Here is a 17,824-nt window from a genome sequence, read left to right as displayed (position 1 = left end):
GGGGGCTAGTCATAAGGTGCAATGCCCACCCGTCATGCACGTGAGGTAAGGTAAAAAGCAGGTGCCCCGGGATCCTGAACCGGGCAGGCGCTGTCCAGAATCACCGCTCCACCGCGAGGACCGTTTTCCAGCATGAGCATTTCCCCCTCCCTTTCCGCGCCCGCCACCGACAAGGCCGCGCTCAAACGCTCGATCTCCAACACCCTGAAGGGGTCGGCGGGCAACCTTGTCGAGTGGTACGACGTCTACGTCTACTCGGTGTTCGCGGTCTATTTCGAGTCGCAGTTCTTCTCGGCCGCCGACAAGAACTCCACCATTTACGTGTGGGCCATCTTCGCGGCCACCTTCCTGATGCGCCCGATCGGCGCGTGGTACTTCGGTCGCTTCGCCGACCGTTATGGCCGCCGCCTGGCGCTGACCGTGTCGGTGACGATGATGGCGGCCTGCTCGTTCATGATCGCGCTGACGCCCACCGCCGCGTCCATCGGTGGCTGGGCCGCGCTGATCCTGCTGTTCGCCCGCCTGCTGCAGGGCTTCGCCACGGGCGGCGAGTACGGCACCAGCGCCACCTACATGTCCGAAGCGGCGCTGCCCGGACGTCGCGGCTTCCTGTCCTCGTTCCATTACGTCACCCTGGTGGGTGGCCACGTGCTGGCGCAGCTGACGCTGTTCACCATGCTGCTGTTCTGGGAAAAGCCGGAAATCTCGGCCTGGGGCTGGCGCATCGCCTTCGGTATCGGCGGCCTGGCCGCGATCGTGGTGTTCTGGCTGCGTCGTTCCATGGACGAATCGCTCGGCCAGGAATCGATCGAAGCCGCACGCGAAGGCCGCGCCAAGGCCTCCGGCTCGATGTACGAGCTGTTCGTGCACCAGTGGCGTCCGCTGCTGCTGTGCTTCCTGATCACCGCCGGCGGCACCGTGGCCTTCTACACCTATTCGGTCAACGGGCCGAAGATGATCCAGAGCGCGTTCGCCGGTACCGACGTGATGACCGGTACGTTGATCAACCTGGGCGTGCTGACCTTCCTGATGCTGCTGCAGCCCATTGGCGGCTGGTTGTCGGACATCGTGGGCCGCAAGAGCCTGCTGGTGTTCTTCGGCGTGGGCGGCGTGCTGTACAGCTGGTACCTGATCACCGAGCTGCCGAACCAGCATGACCCGCTGATCGCGTTCCTGACCCTGGCGCTGGGCTTTGTGATCCTCACCGGCTACACCTCGATCAACGCCGTGGTGAAGGCCGAGCTGTTCCCCACCCACGTGCGTGCGCTGGGCGTGGGCTTTGGCTACGCAATGGCCAACTCGCTGTTCGGCGGCACCGCACCGTTGCTGTACCAGGGTGCGCTGAAGACCGGCCGCGTGGGCGACTTCGCCATCTATGTCACGGCGATCATCGCGGTGTCGCTGTTCGTGTACGTGTTCTTCCTGAAGAACAAGGGCGCGAACTATCTGGATGGCACGCTGAAATGACCGCGTAGTGCCGGCCGCTGGCCGGCAACCGCCGCACACCATGACGCCGGGCATTGCCCGGCGTTTTTTGTGGGGTCACGCTGCACGCGTCACGACCGTTGGTCGTGACCCCGCGCGATCAGCGGCGCGCTGCGTCGCTTTGTTCCCGCGCCTTGCGGAACTCCGAGCCGTCTTCCCACTGCGGCCAGCGGCGGGTGTTGGCCAGTTCCACGCCCAGGTCGTAGACCAGCAGGGTGTCGGCGGCGTGCCCGGCCGGGTCCCAGGTCGGGGTCCAGGCGTCGCAGGCCTGGTGGTAGCAGTCGGCGAAGTACTTCTCGCGCAGCGCCTTGCCGGCCTCCACGCCACCGTCCAGCGTGTCCAGCCCCGGCCCGATGGTGATCGCCGGCACGCCCAGGCGGGCGAAGGCGAAGTGGTCGGCGCGGTAGAAGAAGCCCGCTTCAAGGTTCGGGTCCGGCGTGTAGCTGCGCCCGCGCGCCTTGGCCACGCGCTCCAGGTCGCCTTCCAGCGAAACCCGGCCCTTGCCCCAGGACGCGATGTCACGGGTGGCACCGTCTGGACTGAACATCTCGATGTTGATCACCGCGGCGGTCTTCTCCAGCGGTACCAGCGGGTGCGCGGCGTAGTAGCTGGCACCGAGCAGGCCCTTCTCCTCGGCGGTGAGCGCCACGAAGTACAGCGTGCGCTGCGGCTGCGGGCCGGCGGCGAATACCCGGCCCAGTTCCAGCACCGTGGCCACGCCGGTGGCGTTGTCGATCGCGCCGCGACGGATGCGGTCGCCCTTGGCATCGGGCTGGCCGATGCCGAAGGCGTCCCAATGGGCGGAGAAGATCACCGCCTCGTCGGCATGCGCGCCACCGGGCAGCTTGGCCACCACGTTGCGGCTGATCACCTGCTCGCGCTTGAGCTTGAACTGTGCCGACAAGGTGGCATCGCCCAGGGCGACCGGCTTGAACGCCGGGCTCATCGCCTTGCGCTTCTCCGCGTCGAAATCCAGGCCCGCATCGCGGAACAGCTGCTCGGCCTGGCTGCGTGCCAGCCAGCCCCGAAGCGGTACGTGCTGGGCCAGGGCCTGGTCGCGCGGGCGCTCGATATCAAACAGCGGCGAGGTGCCCGATGCACGCACGGTGGCCCAGCCGTAGGCGGCCGGCGCGGTCTCGTGCACGATCAGCACGCCCTGCGCACCGCGCCGCGCGGCTTCCTCGAACTTGTAGGTCCAGCGGCCGTAATAGGTCACCGCGTTGCCATCGAACGCACCCGGCTGGTCGGCCTCGAAATCCGCGTCGTTGATCAGCACCACGGCGATCTTGCCGTGCAGGTCCAGGTCCTTGTAGTCGTTCCACTGGCGCTCGGGGGCATCGATGCCGTAGCCGACGAACACCAGCGGCGCGTTGCGGATGTCCACCGCGTCCTGCGGGCGCAGGCTCTGCACGGTAACGTCCTCACCCACGCTGAGGTCGCGCGACGCGCCCTTCTGGCGCAGCTGCACGCGGGCCTTGCCGTCCACCTGCGCGCGCACCATCGGCACCGGCTGCACCCAGCCGCCATCGGTGCCGCCCGGCTGCAGACCGTACTTGCCGAACTCTTCGATGAGGTACTGCACGGTGCGCTCTTCGCCGGCCGAGGCCGGGGCGCGCCCCTCGAATTCGTCCGAGGCGAGGATGCGTACGTGCCGCGACAGTGCCTGCGGGTCGATGCCACCGCCGGGCAGGTCATTGGCGGCGTGGGCCAGGCCGCCCACGAACAGACAGGACGACAACAGCAGCATGCGCATCGGATTCACGGCAGACACCAGGCGGAAAACGGAATGCCAGAGTGTAACGTGACACTCCGGTTACCGTGCACGCAGGCCGTGGCTCAGCGGCGGTCGCGGTCCAGCCAGCAGGCCAGGCCCTGCGCGTTGAGCTCGATGTCCATCGCCAGCACCTGCACCACCGCTGCATCATCGAGCCGGCAGCCATGCGCCTGCGCGCGTTCGAGATACAGCGCGGTGAGCGCGGCCACCAAGCAGCGATGGCGATCGGGGCGACCATCGCATTGGCGGCCGATGTCCACCATCGCATCGATCTGCTCGACCAGGTCGGCGCCCAGCGTGGCGACGCCTTCCACGCGCCCGTAGTGGGTGAGGTAGGCGGCCTGTGGCTGCAGCGCGAGCAGGCGCGCGATGGAGTGCTTCAGAGGTTCGGGATCGAACTGCACGGGTGACGAGGTGGGAATGATGAAGGCGCCGCGGTCACTGTCCAGCTCGCGGTAGGACAGGCCGAAGGTATCGCCGGTGAACACGCTGCGGCTGCGCGCGTCCCATACGCACAGGTGGTGGCGGGCGTGTCCCGGGGTGTCCAGGCACAGCAGCGCGCGCCCGGCCAGGTCGACGCTGTGGCCGTCCTCGGCGATCACCACGCGCGCGGCCGGCACCGGCAGGACCGGTCCGTAGCTGCGCGCGATCTCGGCCTCGCCATAGACCTCGGTGGCACCGGCAATCAGCCGGGTGGGGTCGATCATGTGCGCCGCGCCGCGCGGGTGCACCAGCAGCTGCGCGGTGGGCAGCTGCTGCATCAGCAGGCCCGCACCGCCGGCATGGTCCAGGTGCACATGGGTCAGGATCAGCCAATCGACGTGGTCAGGCGTGCAACCGGCGCGGTCCAGCGCGGCCAGCATCGCCGGCACGGCCAGGCCGGTGCCGCAGTCGATGAAGGCGGCGCGGCCGTTTTCGACGATCAGGTAAGCGGCATCGAAATCGCTGCGCTGGAACGCGGTATCGATGGTGAAGATGCTGGGGTCGGAGGACATCGGCTCATCCCTGGCGGCGTTGGGCAGGTAGCGACCGTGGGTCGATACACGCCAATTCTAGGCCCGCTGGCCCGGCGACTTCGATGCGGCTTTGGTCGCACGCTGCGCCAGCCAGGAGCCACGCAACAGGATGGCGACGGTCATCACCGCGAGGAACGCACCGTAGGCGTACAGCACGGCCAGCACCTGGCGCCAGATCGGTCCGGCATCGCTCTGCACCACGCCGATATGGTGGCCCCACAGCATGGCGAGGATGCTCAGGACGAAGGCGAGCAGCAGCGCAGCGCCGTCGAACAGGCGCCGCGCGGCATCACGCGGTTGGCGCGGAAACAGCCAGTACAGGGTGCCCAGCAGCAGAAACCAGGGCAGGAACAACAACAACGACAACCAGGCCATCGTGTCCTCCGTTGACGTGTCCATCGACCCACGGTCGATGGCTACCACTGTTTCGTTCCACCGGGCGTTCGCCGGCGGTTGCCGCGTTTCCGGCAGGTACCGACCGTGGGTCGGTACGCCGTTGTGTCAGGCCTGCTCGCGCAGTTCCTGCAATGCCGCCAACACCGTATCCACCTCGGCGTCCAGCTTGAACAGTTCGCTCTGCAGTCCATCACCGTGCTCGGTCTGCTTGAGCACGCCGATCAGCTGGCCCGAATCCCGCGGCGAATCGAAACCTTCGCTCTGGATCAGCAGCGCGCCGTCGCCGGCCAGCAGCTTGAAGTAGAAGCGGCCGTCCTTGTCACGGTACTGCTTGAACAGCGGCGGTGCCGCGCGCGCCACGCCGCCCTCTTCGGCCGCGATGTCGCCTGCGCTGGAAAGATCACGCAGGCCCACCGCATGGCGCAGCTCCTTCAGCAGGGGCACGGCGTACTGCTCGCGCAGCTGCTGGCCGCGGCGGCGCAACACCGCCTCGATCTTCTCCGGCTCGGCCATCAGCGCGTCGTAGCGCTCGCGCAGCGGGGTCAGCTCTGCATCGATGCGCTCGAACAGCTGCTGCTTGGCATCGCCCCAGCCGATGCCATCGGCAAACGCCTGGGCGAAGGCCGCCGTCTGTTCCGCCGTGGCGAACGCCTGGTACATCTGGAACAGCGCCGAGCCGTCGGTGCTCTTGGGCTCGCCGGGCGCGCGCGAGTCGGTGAGGATCGAGAACACCCGTTTCTTCAGCTCCGCGCGCGGCGCGAACAGCGGAATGGTGTTGTGGTAACTCTTGCTCATCTTGCGGCCGTCCAGGCCGGCCAGCGTCGCCACCTGCTCGTCGATCACCACCTCCGGCAGCGGGAAGTACTCCTTGCCGTACACATGGTTGAAGCGCTGCGCGAAGTCGCGCGCCATTTCGATGTGCTGGATCTGGTCGCGGCCCACCGGCACATGGTTGGCCTTGAAGATGAGGATGTCGGCGGCCATCAGCACCGGGTACATGAACAGCCCCGCGCTGATGCCGGCGTCTTCGTCCAGCTGTTCCTCGCGGTTCTTGTCCACCGCCGCCTTGTAGGCATGGGCACGGTTGAGGATGCCCTTGCTGGCAATGGCGGTGAGGAACCACATCAGCTCGGTGGTCTCGGGAATGTCGCTCTGGCGGTAGAACCAGACCTTGTCCGGGTCCAAGCCACACGCCAGCCAGCTTGCCGCGATCTCCAGGGTCGAACGCTGGGTCCGCTCCGGCTCCTGCGCCTTGATCAGGCTGTGCAGGTCGGCCAGGAAGAAGAAGCTCTCGATGTCGGACGCCTGGCTGGCCGCGATGGCCGGACGGATGGCGCCCACGTAGTTGCCCAGGTGGGGCGTGCCGGAGGGGGTGATGCCGGTAAGAACGCGGGTGGTCATGTGGGAATCATTACGGACAGTTGAACGCCCCCAGTTTACCTGTCCCCGCGCAACCCCGTTGGCCGGCCCGGTGCGTTCAACACCGTACCCAACCCCGGATGCCCCACCATGAAGCACCTGACCCTGCCCCTGCTTGCCGTGCTGGCCCTGTGCGGTTTCAAGCCTTTTGCGCCCCCTCGCGCTGATCCCGGACCGGTGTCGCTGAGCATCGTCGACCGCGACCAGGACCTCGAACTGCCCACCTACCCACACCGTGGCCAGCGCTGGGTGGCCGGCCGCCAGGGCCATCCCTATGCAGTGCGCCTGCGCAACAACAGCGACGCGCGCGTGCTGGTGGTGCTGTCGGTGGACGGGCTGAACGTGATCACCGGCGATGTGGCCGCCCCCAACCAGACCGGCTACGTGCTCGACCCCTGGCAGAGCGCGGACATCACCGGCTGGCGCAAATCGTCCCAGGAAGTGGCGCAGTTCGTCTTCACCGACCCGGGCCGCAGCTATGCCGGCCGGACCGACCGGCCGGACAACATCGGTGTGGTGGGCATTGCGGTCTTCAACGAGGCCCGGCGGTACGTGGCGCTGGCGCGGCCCGCGCCGCCGGTCGCGCGTTCCGGCAGCCGCGTGCAGCCGCAGCCGCAGGCGAGCGAGACCGCCGACGCCGCGATGTCCTCGGCGAAGACCACCGGCTCGGTGGCCGCCGCTCCCGCCCCGGCGCTGGGCACGGGCCACGGCCGGCGCGAGCAGTCGTATTCGGGCAGCACCGGGTTCGAGCGCGCCAGCACCGCCCCTGCGCAGCGCCTGGACGTGCGCTATGACAGCGAGCGCAACCTGATCGCGCGCGGCATCCTGCCGGCGCGCCTGCCGCACCGTGATGCCGGCCCGCAGGCATTTCCGGAGTCGTTCGTGCCGGACCCGCCGGGTTACGGCGGGCGCTGAATCCTGATCCGCGCAAAAACAGACGGGCCGCAATGCGGCCCGTCTGGTTTCATACCCCTGCGGCCCTAAGCCGCGCTGCCACCCGTATGGGTGTCAGTGAAAGTCCGGATAGTCCTTGCGCATGGCCGCTTCGAAGTCCTTGACCTCGGTTTCAGCGCGATCACGCGCCCAGCCATAGCGTTCCTGCAGGCGGCCCGCCAGATATTCGGCATTGCCTTCGGCCACCTTGAAATCGTCGTCGGTCAGGTCGCCCCACTTTGCCTGCGCCTTGCCCTTGAGCTGCGTCCACTTGCCGGAAATGATGTCTTTGTTCATGGGTTCGCGTCCTTGATTGCAACGGCACCTTCGCCGCACATGCAGAGTGCAGCAGCGGGTGTTCGGCGGCGGTCAAGCATGGATGAAGCGCATGCTCACTTCATTGAACGGCTCAGATCGCGCGGACACCATCAACGCAAAAAGAAACGGCCGGGAAGCATCCCGGCCGTTTCTTGAAGTGCCTGCCGAACAGCGTTCAGCAGTTGCCCAGCGCGTGTCGGCCATCGGCCGTCACGCAGGGTGTGGATCAGTTGCCCTTGGCAGCGTCTTCCACCGACTCGCCTGCCTTCTGCACGTCCTTGCCGGCACCGGCAACGGTGTTGCAGCCAGACAGCACGGCCAGCGAGAACATCGACAACAGCATCAGTGCAATAACACGCTTCATGGGGTTCTCCTGTGTGATTCAAATCGTTACCGAAATCCGGTCCCACCTGTCAGATGAGCATGACGTTGCGCGTGACCCGCTTCGTCGTGTGCTCCTCTTCCTGATCGCGGTGACGTCGCCGCCGTTACTGGCATTGCCGCCGCGTGAGTTGCAATCTGGCGGCTACGGCGTGCAATCGATGTGAACGCAGCGCGCGGCTGTTCAGCCACGCGCAGGAATCGCCCTCCGTCCTGGTCAATCGCGCATCAGGGTGGACTTGCCGAACAGGCTTTCCACCAGATCCACCGCCAGCTCGGCGGTCGCGTTGCGGGTGTCGATCAGCGGGTTCAGCTCCACGATGTCCAGCGAGCCCATCCGGCCGGTGTCGGCAATCATCTCCATCACCAGCTGCGCTTCGCGGTAGTTCACCCCACCCGGCACGGTGGTGCCGACGCCCGGGGCGATGCTGGGGTCGAGGAAATCCACGTCGAAACTGACGTGCAGATGGGTGTTCTCGTCGATGCCTTCCAGCGCCGCCTCCACCGTGCGCTTCATACCGGCCTCGTCGATGTAGCGCATGTCGTAGACATCCACCTTGTGCTGCTTGATGAGGCGCTTTTCTTCCTGGTCCACCGAGCGGATGCCGATCTGGCGCACCTGCTGCGGGCAGATCGCCGGGGCGTCGCCGCCCAGCCGGGTCAACGCGTCCGGGCCCAGGCCGCACAGGCAGGCCACCGGCATGCCGTGCACGTTGCCGGAGGGGGTCACCTCACTGGTATTGAAGTCCGAGTGAGCGTCCAGCCACAGCACGCGCAGGGTGCGGCCCTGTTCGCGGCACCAGCGTGCCACGGCGGTGATCGAGCCGATGCCCAGGCAGTGGTCGCCGCCCAGCATGATCGGCATCCGCCCGTCCTGCAGCTCGGCATAGGTGGCGTCCATCAGGGCGCGGTTCCAGGCCACTACTTCGTCCAGGTGCCGGTAGCCCTGCTCGGGCGGGGTCCACGGGTTGCGCGGGCCATCCAGGTTGCCGCAGTCACGTACATCCACGCCGCGCGCACCCAGCGCTTCGGCCAGCCCGGCGATACGCAGGGCTTCCGGGCCCAGGCCGGCACCCCGGTGACCGGCGCCGATATCGGTCGGCACGCCAATCAGGGACACCGCAGGTTGACGCTTGCTCATGCTGACTCCACACACACGGAAAATCCGACCAGTCTAGTCATCCCGCGCCCCGCACACTCGCGGCGACGCAGCAGTGGACCGTCCCCCGTGACCGGCAACGACGCTCCCTGCCCCACTGCGTCGCATCTCGACGGAGGCCAGGAAAGCCTTGCGCGTCAATGCTTTGACACAGACGAAAGGGGGACTCGGTTTAGCTTACGTTGGCAATATTGGCAAATTTTACGTGCTACATTTCACACTTCTTCGCAGTACTGATTGACTAACCCCATCGGGGTTGGTCCGTTTTTGTCGTGTTCCAGGGGGCAGTACGTGCAGCGCAGCAGCATCCACCAGATCGTCCGGAATGCCAGTGGCGAGAGCCAGCCGGCCCGCCAGATGTACGACGTTTCCGCCATCGAACAGGCCTTCAAGCACGCGCGTGAGCGCGAGAGCGGCCTCAGCCTGCTGATGCTGTCCACCGCCGACGGCCGCGCCGTTGCCGAGGATTCCACGCTGGGCGTGGACGGTCGCCGCCTGGCGGCCATGGCCAATTCGTTCCTGACCCTGGGCGAGACCGTTTCCCGCGAGCTGGCGCTGAGCGAGGCCGACTACGCCACCATCTGCACCAAGCTGGGCAATGTGGTGCTGATCCGCATCCAGGCCGACAAGCCGCTGACCCTGACCGCCGTGGCCAGTCACGAGGTCAACATGGCCGTGCTGCTGTTCCATGCGCGCGAATGCGCCACCCGCCTCGACGCCGTGCTGCGCCCGCGCGCCAGCTGAGCCGCTTCGCCCCTTTCGTTGTGCCCTTCCGGCAGGCCCCTGGCCTGCCCTCCCACTGCCTGAAGCAAAAAGGATTTACGTGCCCAATCTCAATCTGGAAAAGCTCAACTCGCTGGCTGGTTTCGTCGGTGCGGCCCTGGTCGACGGTGACAGCGGCATGGCCCTGGCCATGGTCGGCGGCGGCAACATCAACCTGGAACTGGCGGCGGCCGGCAACACCGAAGTGGTGCGCGCCAAGCGTCGCGTGGCCGAGCAGCTGGGCCTGTCGGACACGTTGGAAGACCTGCTGATCACGCTGACCACCCAGTACCACCTGATCCGCCCGCTGGAAAGCAACCCGTTGCTGTTCCTGTACGTGGTGATGGACCGCAGCAAGGCCAACCTGGCCATGTCGCGCCACGAACTGAAGGCCTTCGAAAAGACCCTGGACTTCAGCTGATCGCACGCGACCCGGCCGCGCCGCGCCCCTGACCGGGCGCGTTGCGGCCCGCGTCGGCGTTTCGCGTGACACCCGCCATGAATACCCCCACACGTTCTTTCCGCATTTCCGCCATCGGGCTGGACGTGCTGCACCAGACCCGCCTGAAGCTGGCCTGTTCGATGCTGCTCGCCGAGCGCATGGACGTGGCGCTGCAGCCATGGAACAGCGATGGCTGCGACCTGCTGGTGATCGGCCTGGACCATCCCGACGCAGCCCGCGCACTTAGCGAGGCCAATGCGGTCAACGTGCCGATGCTGTCGATCGCGCGCCGCTACGCCGAGCCCGCACCGGGACGCCTGCCGCACGGTGCCACCGTGCGCGACATCAACGAACAGCTGTCCAGCCTGCTGCTGGCCGCGCCCACCGTGGAGCGCGCGGCAGTGGGTACGCCGCTGCTGCTGCAGCTGGCGGCCGCCACCGGCGGTGCCCCGGCACTGCATCTGCTGCAGCGCGGCGCGATCACCCTGCTGGTGGACACGGCGACCCGCAGCATCGCGCTGCCGCCGTCGACCACGCTGGCCGAGGTGGTGGCGCAGCTGGACGACGTGGCGTGGTCGGCCAGCGCCATCGATGCGCCGACCTTCCAGCACCAGTACGCCTACCGGCTGCCGCAACGGCATTCGTTCGAAGCCCTGTACTTCTGCATCGCGCGCTACCGCCCCGAGTTGCTGCCGATGCCCGCCGAACAGGCGCCGCTGAAGCTGCGGCACTGGCCGGACCTCAACGCCGACGACGTGCCGGGCACCTGGCTGCTGGCCATTGCGTGCCTGCACGCGCGGCCCTGGCAGGCCGCTGCGCTCGCTACGGCTTGCCATATGCCGCGCCACACGGTGCAATCGCTCTTCTGCGCTGCTGTTGCCAGTGGCCTCGCATTGAACCAGGACGCCGCCGTGCCCAGTACGCAACGCCGCAAAGACGCCAGCGACTCACGTTTCTTCTCGTGGGTGGCCCGCCGCTTCGGCCTGAATCTGTTCCAGGGAGCCGCGTCATGAGCATGCCCGCCAACAAGCTGGTCTTCGTCGGCAGCATGGGTGCCGGCAAGACCACCGCCGTCCGCGCGATCTCCGACGTGGAGCCGGTCAGCACTGAAATGCCGATGAGCGGCGACGCGATGGGCGAGAAGGTCGAAACCACGGTGGCGCTCGACTACAGCTCGATCGAGCTGGACGACGGCGAGCTGCTGCACGTCTACGGCGTGCCGGGCCAGCGCTACCTGGACTTCATGTGGCCGATGGTCTGCGAAGGCGCGCTCGGCGTGATCGTGCTGGTCAGCGCCGGTCATCCCGATCCGGTCGCATCGACGGTGGAACTGCTGCAGGAGTTCTCGAAGATCGCCCCGCAGGCCAGCCTTGCGGTCGGCGTGACCCGTGCCGACGAGTATCCGGCGCTGATGATTCCAGACTTCCGCAACGCGCTGTTCGACGCCGGCCACCGCCTGCCGGTCATGCGCGTGGATGCGCGTTCGGCCACGCAGGTGACGTTCCTGGTGAAGTCGCTGCTGTCGTACCGGTACGCGGAAACCAACTAGGTAGTGCCGGCCGCTGGCCGGCTCTGCATGCCGCCTGACAACCGGGGTAGTGCCGGCCGCTGGCCGGCTCTGGCAACCCCAGGTAGTGCCGGCCGCTGGCCGGCTCCGCATGCCGCCTGCAACCTGGGTAGTGCCGGCCGCTGGCCGGCTCTGCATGTTGCCTGGCACCGCCGAAGAGCCGGCCAGCGGCCGGCACTACGGTTGAGCGTTTGGTGCCGACACCCGGATTCGAACTGGGGACCTACCGCTTACAAGGCGGTTGCTCTACCAACTGAGCTATGCCGGCAAAGGCACGGCGACGGCATGGCCGACGCGGACGGCGATTCTAGCGCAAGCCTGCGCATTCCAGCGAGCGCTGCTGGGCCGCGCCACTGCGCTGGCGGGTCGTGCCGGCGCTGGCGGTGTCGGCAAGAGCCGCATCGATCCACCACTGCGCACCCTCGGCACCGCCGCTGGCGACCAGCCGGGCGGTGAAACCGGCCGCGCTGAGCGCGGCCAGGCGGCGCTCGGCGCCCTCGCGGTTGCGGTACTGGCCCAGCGCGATGGCGTTGGCGTCATCGCCCTGGCCCATGATGTAGTAATCGCTGATGCCTGCGGCGGCGATGCGTTTGACCATCGCCTGCGCTTCGTCGCGGCTGGCCGCGGCCGGCATCATCACCCGGTAGGTGCTGCTGGCGCCCGGCTTGGGCACTTCACGCAGGCGCGAGCGCTGGACCAGTGCCCCGGCCTTGCCTTGGGCAGCCATCGCAGTGTCGCGATCAGCAAACGGGCCCAGGCTGATGCAGCGCAGGGCGACCGGCGTCGCAGGGGCGGCTGGCGGTGTTGGCGCCGGGATCGAGGCTGGCGTTGCGGCCGCTGCGGTCGCTGCAGGCGGCCGGGCAGCGCCCGGCGCTACCTCAGCGGTCGCTGGGGGAGCGGATGTTGGCGGTGTTGGCGTAACGTCGTCCAACGCTGCGCTCCGGGCGGCAGGCGCTGCGGCGGGGGCCGCCGCGGGCGGTGTATCGAGCAGCTGCAGCCTGGCCACGCCGGACGGCATGGCGGGCGGTACGGGCGCGGGCTCGCCGCGCAGCATCCACCACAGCGCAACACCTACGTTGAGGATGGCCAGCACGACGATCAGGGCACGGGTAAGCATGCGGCGATCCTACCGCGCCGCCGGTGGCTGGTGCACCGCCCAGCGTGCCAGTCCATCGAGCACCAGCGCCGGCTGGAATCGCGCATCGCCCAGCAACGGCATCAACGCCGGCGCGCCGCCGCCATGCACGAGCAGCGCCGGCAGCGTGCCCAGCACCTCGGCCGCATGCACCCGGCTGCGTTCGATCAATGCCACGGCGGCGCCATCGCACCCCGAAGCGAGCGCGTCGGCAGTGTCGTTGGCGAATTCGCTGTAGTCACCGCCCTGCGCGGGCAACTGCACCGCGCGCGCGTGCAGTGCTTCACGCATGGTGGTGGGCGAGGCCGCGATGCGCCCGCCATGGTGCTGGCCGCCGGCGTCGAGCAGGTCGATGGTCAGCGCGGTGCCGACGCCTGCCACCAGCACCGGCTCGCCGCGTTCGGCGGCGGCGAGCAGTGCCAGGAAGCGATCAACGCCGAACTTCGCCGGGTCCGCGTAGGCGATGCGCACGCCCGCGCAGCTGGCTTCGGTACGCGCGACCCGCACCTGATCAAAGCGCGCGCGCAGCACCTCGAGCATGCTGGCGGTAAGCGCGGCCGCCGCCACGCTGGCCACATACGCGGTGCCACCGCTGGGCAGCTGCGCGAGCGCATCGGCCGGCATGGCTTCGGCGCCGTGCGGCCAGGCCTGCACATCGCCGGCACGGACGCCCTGCAGCGGCGCGAACTTGAAGCGCGAATTTCCCAGATCGAACAACCAGTCGCTCATTGCGCCCTCACGCTGACTTCGCCGGCATGGAAGACCCGTTCGCTGCCGTCGATGCGCACGCGCAGTGCGCCATCGTCGGCCAGGCCCAGCGCCTCCCCTTCGTAAAGCGTGCCGCCATCTTCGACCCGTACGCTGCGGCCCGCCAGGCAGTCCAGCGCGGCATAGCGCGGCAGGAACGGCGCCAGCCCGTCGGCCTCGAAGGTCTCCAGCGCAGGCAGCAGCGCCGCCAGCAGCCAGGCCACCACGTCATTGCGGCTGATGTCGTCGCCCAGCAGCGTGGCCAAGTCGGTCCACGGCTGGGTGATCTCCGCGGCGAAGGCCGGCGGCATGTGCACGTTGATGCCCAGCCCGATGACCGCGCGCGCCGGGCCGGCAAACTCGCCGCCGCCTTCCACCAGCAGGCCGCCCAGCTTGTGCCCGTCCACCACGATGTCGTTGGGCCACTTCAGTGCCACCTGGCCGACCCCGTGGTCGCGCAGCGCCTCGGCCACCCCCACGCCCGCCACCAGGCTCAAGCCGCCCAGCTTCGACAGACCGCCGGCGAATCCGCGCAGCACCGACAGGTACACATGCGCGGCCAGCGGCGAGGCCCAGCTCCGGCCCCGGCGACCGCGGCCGCCGGTCTGGCGCTCGGCCAGCAGGACCCGTGAGCCGCGCGACGGCGCGCTGCACTGCAGCAATTCGCTGTTGGTGGAACCCACGCTCCAGCCGACCTCCAGGGCGTCCAGCAGCGGTGCCAGCCCCGGCGGCAGCTGCGCCTGGATACGCTGGGCGTCGAGCAGCTCCAGCCGCTGTTGCAGCTGGTAGCCATCGCCCGCGCGCCCATCGATCTGGATGCCGGCTGCCCTAAGTCCTTGAATTCGCTTCCAGATTGCCGCACGGGTCTGGCCCAGCTCGCGGGCCAGCGCGTCGCCGGACAGTCGCCCGGCGCCCAGTTTGGCCAGCAGTTGGCGGTCGTCCACGGCAGCTTCCATCGGTTGATGGGGAAAATTATGCGGGAAAGCGACCGCCCGCGCCCGCCGCGGGCTTCCAATTGAGGCGCTGAATCGGGCTAGAATCGAAGATTGACCCCTTTGCCCCTCCGGATGTTGACGATGCGCCCGTTCGCCCATTGCCTGCTCCTGCTGATGGCCCCGCTGGCCGCGCATGCTTCCGATGCGGTGACCGGATCGGCCAGGGGTGGCTGTGTGTACTCGCCCGCCGAAGGTGAGCGCACGAGCCAGCCGGCAACGCCGGCCGCCACCGCCCCGTCCGCCGTGACGCCCAGCGCGAGCGCGCCCGGCAGTACCGGCGGCGGTGGCGACGATGACGTGCTGCCGCGCCTGCGCGCGCCGAAATGGCACAGCTTCCTGCCGGGCATGTTCCGCTGATCCAGTCGTTGTTGCGCTGGCTGCGGCCGTCACCGCGCCCGATTCCCGATATCGCCTGGCAGCACACCTGCCAACGCGTCGCCTGGTTGCGCGGGCTGCCGTCCGAGCGCGTGCAGCGCCTGCGCGGATTGGCGGCGGCCTTCCTGCACGACAAGACCATTACGCCCATCGGTGGGCTGCAGCTCGGCGATGACGATGCGGTACTGATCGCCGCGCTGTGTTGCCTGCCGCTGCTGGAACTGGGCGAGCCCGGGCTGCGCGGCTGGTCGCAGGTGCTGGTGTACCCCGAGGGCTTCATCGTGCCGCAGAGCGAAATGGATGAAGACGGGGTGCTGCACGAGTGGGAGGAAGAGGCGATCGGCCAGGTCTCGCACAACGGGCCGTTGCTGCTGTCCTGGCATGACGTGCAGGCGGAGTTGAAGCACCCGCACGAAGGGGCCTGCGTGGTCGTGCACGAGATGGCGCACCGGATCGACGTGCTGGATGGTGTGCTCGATGGCACGCCGCCGTTGCCGCGCGCGTGGCAGCAGCAATGGGCCGCCGATTTCCAGCAGGCCTTCGACGCGCTCTGCGCGCAGGTGGATGCCGGGCACGAGACGGTGATCGACCCGTATGCGGCCGAGGCGCCGGACGAGTTCTTCGCGGTGGCCACCGAATACCACTTCTCCGCGCCGGACCTGCTGGAGCAGGAAATGCCGGTGGTGGCCGCGCATCTACGACGGTTTTATGGGGTGCCGCCGGCGCTGTAGTGCCGACTGTTGGTCGGCAACCGACCCAATCACGGTCCGGGCGGCAACGTCACTTCAAACCGTGCGCCACCCAGTTCGGCGGACCGCTTGACCTGCAGTTCGCCACGGTAATCCTTGATCAGGTCCTGCACGATCGACAGGCCGATGCCATGGCCCTGCACACGCTCATCGCCGCGCACGCCACGCTGCAGCACCTTGGCGATGTCGTCGGGCGCGATGCCCGGGCCGTCGTCATCCACCGACAACACCAGTCCGGCGCGACGCATGCCGGGCGCGCTGAAAGGCTTGGCGGTCAGCAGCACGCGGCGGTTGGCCCACTTGAAAGCGTTCTCCAGCAGGTTGCCCAGCAGTTCCTGCAGGTCACCCGGTTCGCCATGGAAGCGTGCCGCCTCGTCGATGTCGAATTCGCACAGCACGCCCTTGCCGGCGTACACCTTCTCCAGCCCGCGCACGATCTCCTCGGCGTTGGACTCGATCGGCAGCGGTGCGGAGAACAGCTTGTGCCCGGACGATGCCGCACGCGCCAGCTGGTAGGACACCAGGTTGTTCATGCGCCGCAGCTGCACGTCGAATTCCTCGCGCAGGTCCTGGTCCTGCGCACCGCTGTCGAGCTGGGTGCGCAGCACCGCGAGCGGTGTTTTCAGGCTGTGCGCGAGATCGGCCAGGGTGTTGCGCTGGCGCTCGAGGTTCTCGCGCTCGCTTTCGATGAAGGCGTTGATGCTGTCGGTAAGCGGTTCGAGTTCGCGCGGGTGGCGCTCGCTCATGCGCTCGGTCTCGCCGCGCTGCACCTTGGTCAGTTCAGTGATCACGCGCCGCATGGGGCGCAGGCTCCACTGCAGGATGACGGTCTGCAGCAGCAGCAGGATCAGGCCGGCACCGCCCATCCAGAACCACACCCGGCCACGGAACACACGCAGCTGTGCACCGAGTGCACGCGAGTCTTCCATCACGTAGATGGTGTACGGGAATTCGGTGGCGGGGTCCGCATCGGCGTCCCACACCAGGCCAAGGCCGTAGCGGTACACCGAGCCCTGGCTGCCGTCGATCTGGATCATCGGCAGCGGACCTTCGAACACTTCCTGGCGCGGTGCCAGCAGCCCACCGCCCACGGTGGGCAGCATCGGGCCTTCGGCCGACATGGAATTGCCCTTGCCGTCCGGCATCACCACCTGCAGGTACAGGCCGCTGCCGGGAACGTCGAAGCGCGGATCCGGCGGCTGCTCGCGGATATACAGCGAGCGGTCGCGGGTGAAGTCGATGCCGGCCGCGTACGCGGTGGCGTAGTTCTTCAGGCGCTCACGCAGGTTGGCGCGCGCCGTATCGGCGAACGCGGCATCCAGTGCATAGCCTGCAATCGCCAGGAAGGCGACCAGACTCACACTGGCGGCCAGCAGCTGGCGCGCCTGCAGGGAGCGCGGCCGCCAGCGTCTAAAGAACCACAGACGGCCTGACATCATCCAATCGCCGGATTACGGCTCAGCCCTCGTTGCGCGGAATCGCGAAACGATAACCGCGTCCGCGCACCGTTTCGATCGGCTTGAGGTCGCCGTCCGCGTCCAGCTTTTTGCGCAGGCGGCCGATGAACACTTCCAGCACGTTCGAGTCGCGGTCGAAATCCTGCTGATAGATGTGCTCGGTGAGATCGGCCTTGGAGACCAGTTCACCGGCATGCATCATCAGGTACTCGAGCACCTTGTACTCGTAGCTGGTGAGGTCCACGTTGCTGCCGCTGACGCTGACCGTCTGTGCGGCAAGGTCCAACGCAACCGGACCGCATTCGAGCGTCGGCTTGCTCCAGCCCGCCGCGCGGCGCAGCAGCGCATTGACGCGTGCCAGCAGCTCTTCGACATGGAACGGCTTGACCAGGTAATCGTCGGCGCCCTGCTTGAGCCCTTCGACCTTGTCCTGCCAGCTCGAGCGGGCGGTGAGGATGAGCACGGGGAATTTCTTGCCCTCGTCGCGCAGGGCCTTGATCAGTTCCATGCCCGACATCTTGGGCAGGCCCAGATCGATGATGCCTACGTCGAACGGCACTTCGCGGCCCATGTACAGACCTTCCTCACCGTCCTGTGCGGCATCGACGGCAAAGCCTTCGCGCTTGAGCCGGGCTGCAAGGGTTTCCCGCAGCGGGGCTTCGTCTTCGACCAGAAGGATACGCATGAAATCTCCCTAGTGTCCTGGGTGTGGCC

The 17,824-nt window shown here is 67.8% G+C and carries 20 protein-coding genes and 1 tRNA gene; 8 read left to right on the top strand and 13 right to left on the bottom strand.

The window, feature by feature from the left end:
• Window positions 1–132: 132 nt before the first annotated feature.
• The gene (locus tag RT456_RS13010; protein WP_313347306.1) at window positions 133–1,467 is read left to right on the top strand and encodes an MFS transporter; all 1,335 of its coding nucleotides are present in this window, start codon (window positions 133–135) and stop codon (window positions 1,465–1,467) included.
• A 118-nt stretch (window positions 1,468–1,585) separates the two neighbouring features.
• On the opposite strand, the gene RT456_RS13005 is transcribed toward RT456_RS13010, so the two are convergent.
• From RT456_RS13005 to RT456_RS12990, 4 genes are all read right to left on the bottom strand, one after another.
• Complete coding sequence (locus tag RT456_RS13005) at window positions 1,586–3,238, bottom strand: M28 family metallopeptidase (protein WP_313347420.1); 1,653 nt, start codon at window positions 3,236–3,238, stop codon at window positions 1,586–1,588.
• Between the two features lie 83 nt (window positions 3,239–3,321).
• Window positions 3,322–4,254 (bottom strand): MBL fold metallo-hydrolase, encoded by a 933-nt coding sequence (locus RT456_RS13000; RefSeq protein WP_313347304.1) that lies wholly within the window; start codon window positions 4,252–4,254, stop codon window positions 3,322–3,324.
• Between the two features lie 57 nt (window positions 4,255–4,311).
• Window positions 4,312–4,650 (bottom strand): hypothetical protein, encoded by a 339-nt coding sequence (locus RT456_RS12995; RefSeq protein ID WP_313347418.1) that lies wholly within the window; start codon window positions 4,648–4,650, stop codon window positions 4,312–4,314.
• A gap of 126 nt (window positions 4,651–4,776) precedes the next feature.
• Window positions 4,777–6,072 carry a tryptophan--tRNA ligase gene (locus tag RT456_RS12990; RefSeq protein ID WP_313347302.1) on the bottom strand — a complete coding sequence of 432 codons (1,296 nt, stop codon included), beginning with the start codon at window positions 6,070–6,072 and terminating at the stop codon, window positions 4,777–4,779.
• A gap of 108 nt (window positions 6,073–6,180) precedes the next feature.
• Here RT456_RS12990 and RT456_RS12985 point away from each other — a divergent pair, with 108 nt between their 5' ends.
• A complete protein-coding gene (locus RT456_RS12985; protein ID WP_313347301.1) occupies window positions 6,181–7,005 on the top strand; it encodes a hypothetical protein in 825 nt (274 codons plus the stop codon).
• Window positions 7,006–7,098: 93 nt separating this feature from the next.
• On the opposite strand, the gene RT456_RS12980 is transcribed toward RT456_RS12985, so the two are convergent.
• The 3 genes from RT456_RS12980 to rocF form a co-directional block, all read right to left on the bottom strand.
• A complete protein-coding gene (locus RT456_RS12980; RefSeq protein WP_095362579.1) occupies window positions 7,099–7,320 on the bottom strand; it encodes a CsbD family protein in 222 nt (73 codons plus the stop codon).
• A gap of 247 nt (window positions 7,321–7,567) precedes the next feature.
• Window positions 7,568–7,705 (bottom strand): entericidin A/B family lipoprotein, encoded by a 138-nt coding sequence (locus tag RT456_RS12975; RefSeq protein WP_313347299.1) that lies wholly within the window; start codon window positions 7,703–7,705, stop codon window positions 7,568–7,570.
• A gap of 234 nt (window positions 7,706–7,939) precedes the next feature.
• Window positions 7,940–8,863, bottom strand: coding sequence for an arginase (rocF, locus tag RT456_RS12970; RefSeq protein WP_313347297.1), 924 nt, complete (start codon window positions 8,861–8,863; stop codon window positions 7,940–7,942).
• 309 nt (window positions 8,864–9,172) lie between these two features.
• Between rocF and RT456_RS12965 the strand changes: the two genes are divergently transcribed.
• The 4 genes from RT456_RS12965 to RT456_RS12950 all read left to right on the top strand — a co-directional run bounded on the left by RT456_RS12965 (window position 9,173) and on the right by RT456_RS12950 (window position 11,634).
• Window positions 9,173–9,625: a roadblock/LC7 domain-containing protein gene (locus tag RT456_RS12965; RefSeq protein WP_313347295.1), complete on the top strand. Its 453-nt coding sequence runs from the start codon at window positions 9,173–9,175 to the stop codon at window positions 9,623–9,625.
• Between the two features lie 79 nt (window positions 9,626–9,704).
• Window positions 9,705–10,064 (top strand): hypothetical protein, encoded by a 360-nt coding sequence (locus tag RT456_RS12960; protein ID WP_068848577.1) that lies wholly within the window; start codon window positions 9,705–9,707, stop codon window positions 10,062–10,064.
• Window positions 10,065–10,141: 77 nt separating this feature from the next.
• Window positions 10,142–11,098, top strand: coding sequence for a hypothetical protein (locus tag RT456_RS12955; RefSeq protein ID WP_313347293.1), 957 nt, complete (start codon window positions 10,142–10,144; stop codon window positions 11,096–11,098).
• On the top strand, window positions 11,095–11,634 hold the full coding sequence (locus tag RT456_RS12950) for a GTPase (RefSeq protein WP_313347291.1): 540 nt from the start codon (window positions 11,095–11,097) through the stop codon (window positions 11,632–11,634). The genes RT456_RS12955 and RT456_RS12950 overlap by 4 nt, the downstream gene beginning before the upstream one ends.
• Before the next feature lie 210 nt (window positions 11,635–11,844).
• Here RT456_RS12950 and RT456_RS12945 read toward each other — a convergent pair.
• The 4 genes from RT456_RS12945 to birA all read right to left on the bottom strand — a co-directional run bounded on the left by RT456_RS12945 (window position 11,845) and on the right by birA (window position 14,478).
• A tRNA-Thr gene (locus RT456_RS12945) sits at window positions 11,845–11,920 on the bottom strand.
• A gap of 39 nt (window positions 11,921–11,959) precedes the next feature.
• On the bottom strand, window positions 11,960–12,769 hold the full coding sequence (locus tag RT456_RS12940) for an SPOR domain-containing protein (protein WP_313347289.1): 810 nt from the start codon (window positions 12,767–12,769) through the stop codon (window positions 11,960–11,962).
• Window positions 12,770–12,778: 9 nt separating this feature from the next.
• Entirely contained in the window at window positions 12,779–13,516 is a 738-nt protein-coding gene (locus RT456_RS12935; RefSeq protein ID WP_313347288.1) for a type III pantothenate kinase, read from the bottom strand.
• Window positions 13,513–14,478, bottom strand: a complete 966-nt coding sequence (gene birA, locus RT456_RS12930) for a bifunctional biotin--[acetyl-CoA-carboxylase] ligase/biotin operon repressor BirA (RefSeq protein ID WP_313347286.1) — start codon at window positions 14,476–14,478, stop codon at window positions 13,513–13,515. Before birA ends, RT456_RS12935 begins: the two co-directional genes overlap by 4 nt.
• Window positions 14,479–14,610: 132 nt before the next feature.
• Here birA and RT456_RS12925 point away from each other — a divergent pair, with 132 nt between their 5' ends.
• Window positions 14,611–14,886 carry a hypothetical protein gene (locus tag RT456_RS12925; protein WP_313347285.1) on the top strand — a complete coding sequence of 92 codons (276 nt, stop codon included), beginning with the start codon at window positions 14,611–14,613 and terminating at the stop codon, window positions 14,884–14,886.
• Window positions 14,853–15,635 (top strand): zinc-dependent peptidase, encoded by a 783-nt coding sequence (locus RT456_RS12920; protein WP_313347283.1) that lies wholly within the window; start codon window positions 14,853–14,855, stop codon window positions 15,633–15,635. The genes RT456_RS12925 and RT456_RS12920 overlap by 34 nt, the downstream gene beginning before the upstream one ends.
• Before the next feature lie 29 nt (window positions 15,636–15,664).
• Here RT456_RS12920 and RT456_RS12915 read toward each other — a convergent pair whose 3' ends face one another.
• Both RT456_RS12915 and RT456_RS12910 read right to left on the bottom strand, forming a co-directional pair.
• Window positions 15,665–17,089: a sensor histidine kinase gene (locus RT456_RS12915; RefSeq protein ID WP_313347282.1), complete on the bottom strand. Its 1,425-nt coding sequence runs from the start codon at window positions 17,087–17,089 to the stop codon at window positions 15,665–15,667.
• Window positions 17,090–17,111: 22 nt separating this feature from the next.
• Entirely contained in the window at window positions 17,112–17,795 is a 684-nt protein-coding gene (locus tag RT456_RS12910) for a response regulator transcription factor (protein WP_313347281.1), read from the bottom strand.
• Window positions 17,796–17,824: the final 29 nt, after the last annotated feature.

This window comes from Stenotrophomonas sp., from assembly GCF_032099025.1.
Classification (GTDB): Bacteria; Pseudomonadota; Gammaproteobacteria; order Xanthomonadales; family Xanthomonadaceae; genus Stenotrophomonas.
This window is presented reverse-complemented; position numbering and strand designations above follow the sequence as displayed.

What these genes read in the sequence shown, in the direction of transcription:
- RT456_RS13010 (WP_313347306.1), top strand. Translation starts at nt 133, where the DNA reads ATGAGCATTTCCCCCTCCCTTTCCGCGCCCGCCACCGACAAGGCCGCG.
- RT456_RS13005 (WP_313347420.1), bottom strand. Translation starts at nt 3,238, where the DNA reads ATGCGCATGCTGCTGTTGTCGTCCTGTCTGTTCGTGGGCGGCCTGGCC.
- RT456_RS13000 (WP_313347304.1), bottom strand. Translation starts at nt 4,254, where the DNA reads ATGTCCTCCGACCCCAGCATCTTCACCATCGATACCGCGTTCCAGCGC.
- RT456_RS12995 (WP_313347418.1), bottom strand. Translation starts at nt 4,650, where the DNA reads ATGGCCTGGTTGTCGTTGTTGTTGTTCCTGCCCTGGTTTCTGCTGCTG.
- RT456_RS12990 (WP_313347302.1), bottom strand. Translation starts at nt 6,072, where the DNA reads ATGACCACCCGCGTTCTTACCGGCATCACCCCCTCCGGCACGCCCCAC.
- RT456_RS12985 (WP_313347301.1), top strand. Translation starts at nt 6,181, where the DNA reads ATGAAGCACCTGACCCTGCCCCTGCTTGCCGTGCTGGCCCTGTGCGGT.
- RT456_RS12980 (WP_095362579.1), bottom strand. Translation starts at nt 7,320, where the DNA reads ATGAACAAAGACATCATTTCCGGCAAGTGGACGCAGCTCAAGGGCAAG.
- RT456_RS12975 (WP_313347299.1), bottom strand. Translation starts at nt 7,705, where the DNA reads ATGAAGCGTGTTATTGCACTGATGCTGTTGTCGATGTTCTCGCTGGCC.
- rocF (WP_313347297.1), bottom strand. Translation starts at nt 8,863, where the DNA reads ATGAGCAAGCGTCAACCTGCGGTGTCCCTGATTGGCGTGCCGACCGAT.
- RT456_RS12955 (WP_313347293.1), top strand. Translation starts at nt 10,142, where the DNA reads ATGAATACCCCCACACGTTCTTTCCGCATTTCCGCCATCGGGCTGGAC.
- RT456_RS12950 (WP_313347291.1), top strand. Translation starts at nt 11,095, where the DNA reads ATGAGCATGCCCGCCAACAAGCTGGTCTTCGTCGGCAGCATGGGTGCC.
- RT456_RS12940 (WP_313347289.1), bottom strand. Translation starts at nt 12,769, where the DNA reads ATGCTTACCCGTGCCCTGATCGTCGTGCTGGCCATCCTCAACGTAGGT.
- RT456_RS12935 (WP_313347288.1), bottom strand. Translation starts at nt 13,516, where the DNA reads ATGAGCGACTGGTTGTTCGATCTGGGAAATTCGCGCTTCAAGTTCGCG.
- RT456_RS12925 (WP_313347285.1), top strand. Translation starts at nt 14,611, where the DNA reads ATGCGCCCGTTCGCCCATTGCCTGCTCCTGCTGATGGCCCCGCTGGCC.
- RT456_RS12920 (WP_313347283.1), top strand. Translation starts at nt 14,853, where the DNA reads ATGGCACAGCTTCCTGCCGGGCATGTTCCGCTGATCCAGTCGTTGTTG.
- RT456_RS12915 (WP_313347282.1), bottom strand. Translation starts at nt 17,089, where the DNA reads ATGTCAGGCCGTCTGTGGTTCTTTAGACGCTGGCGGCCGCGCTCCCTG.
- RT456_RS12910 (WP_313347281.1), bottom strand. Translation starts at nt 17,795, where the DNA reads ATGCGTATCCTTCTGGTCGAAGACGAAGCCCCGCTGCGGGAAACCCTT.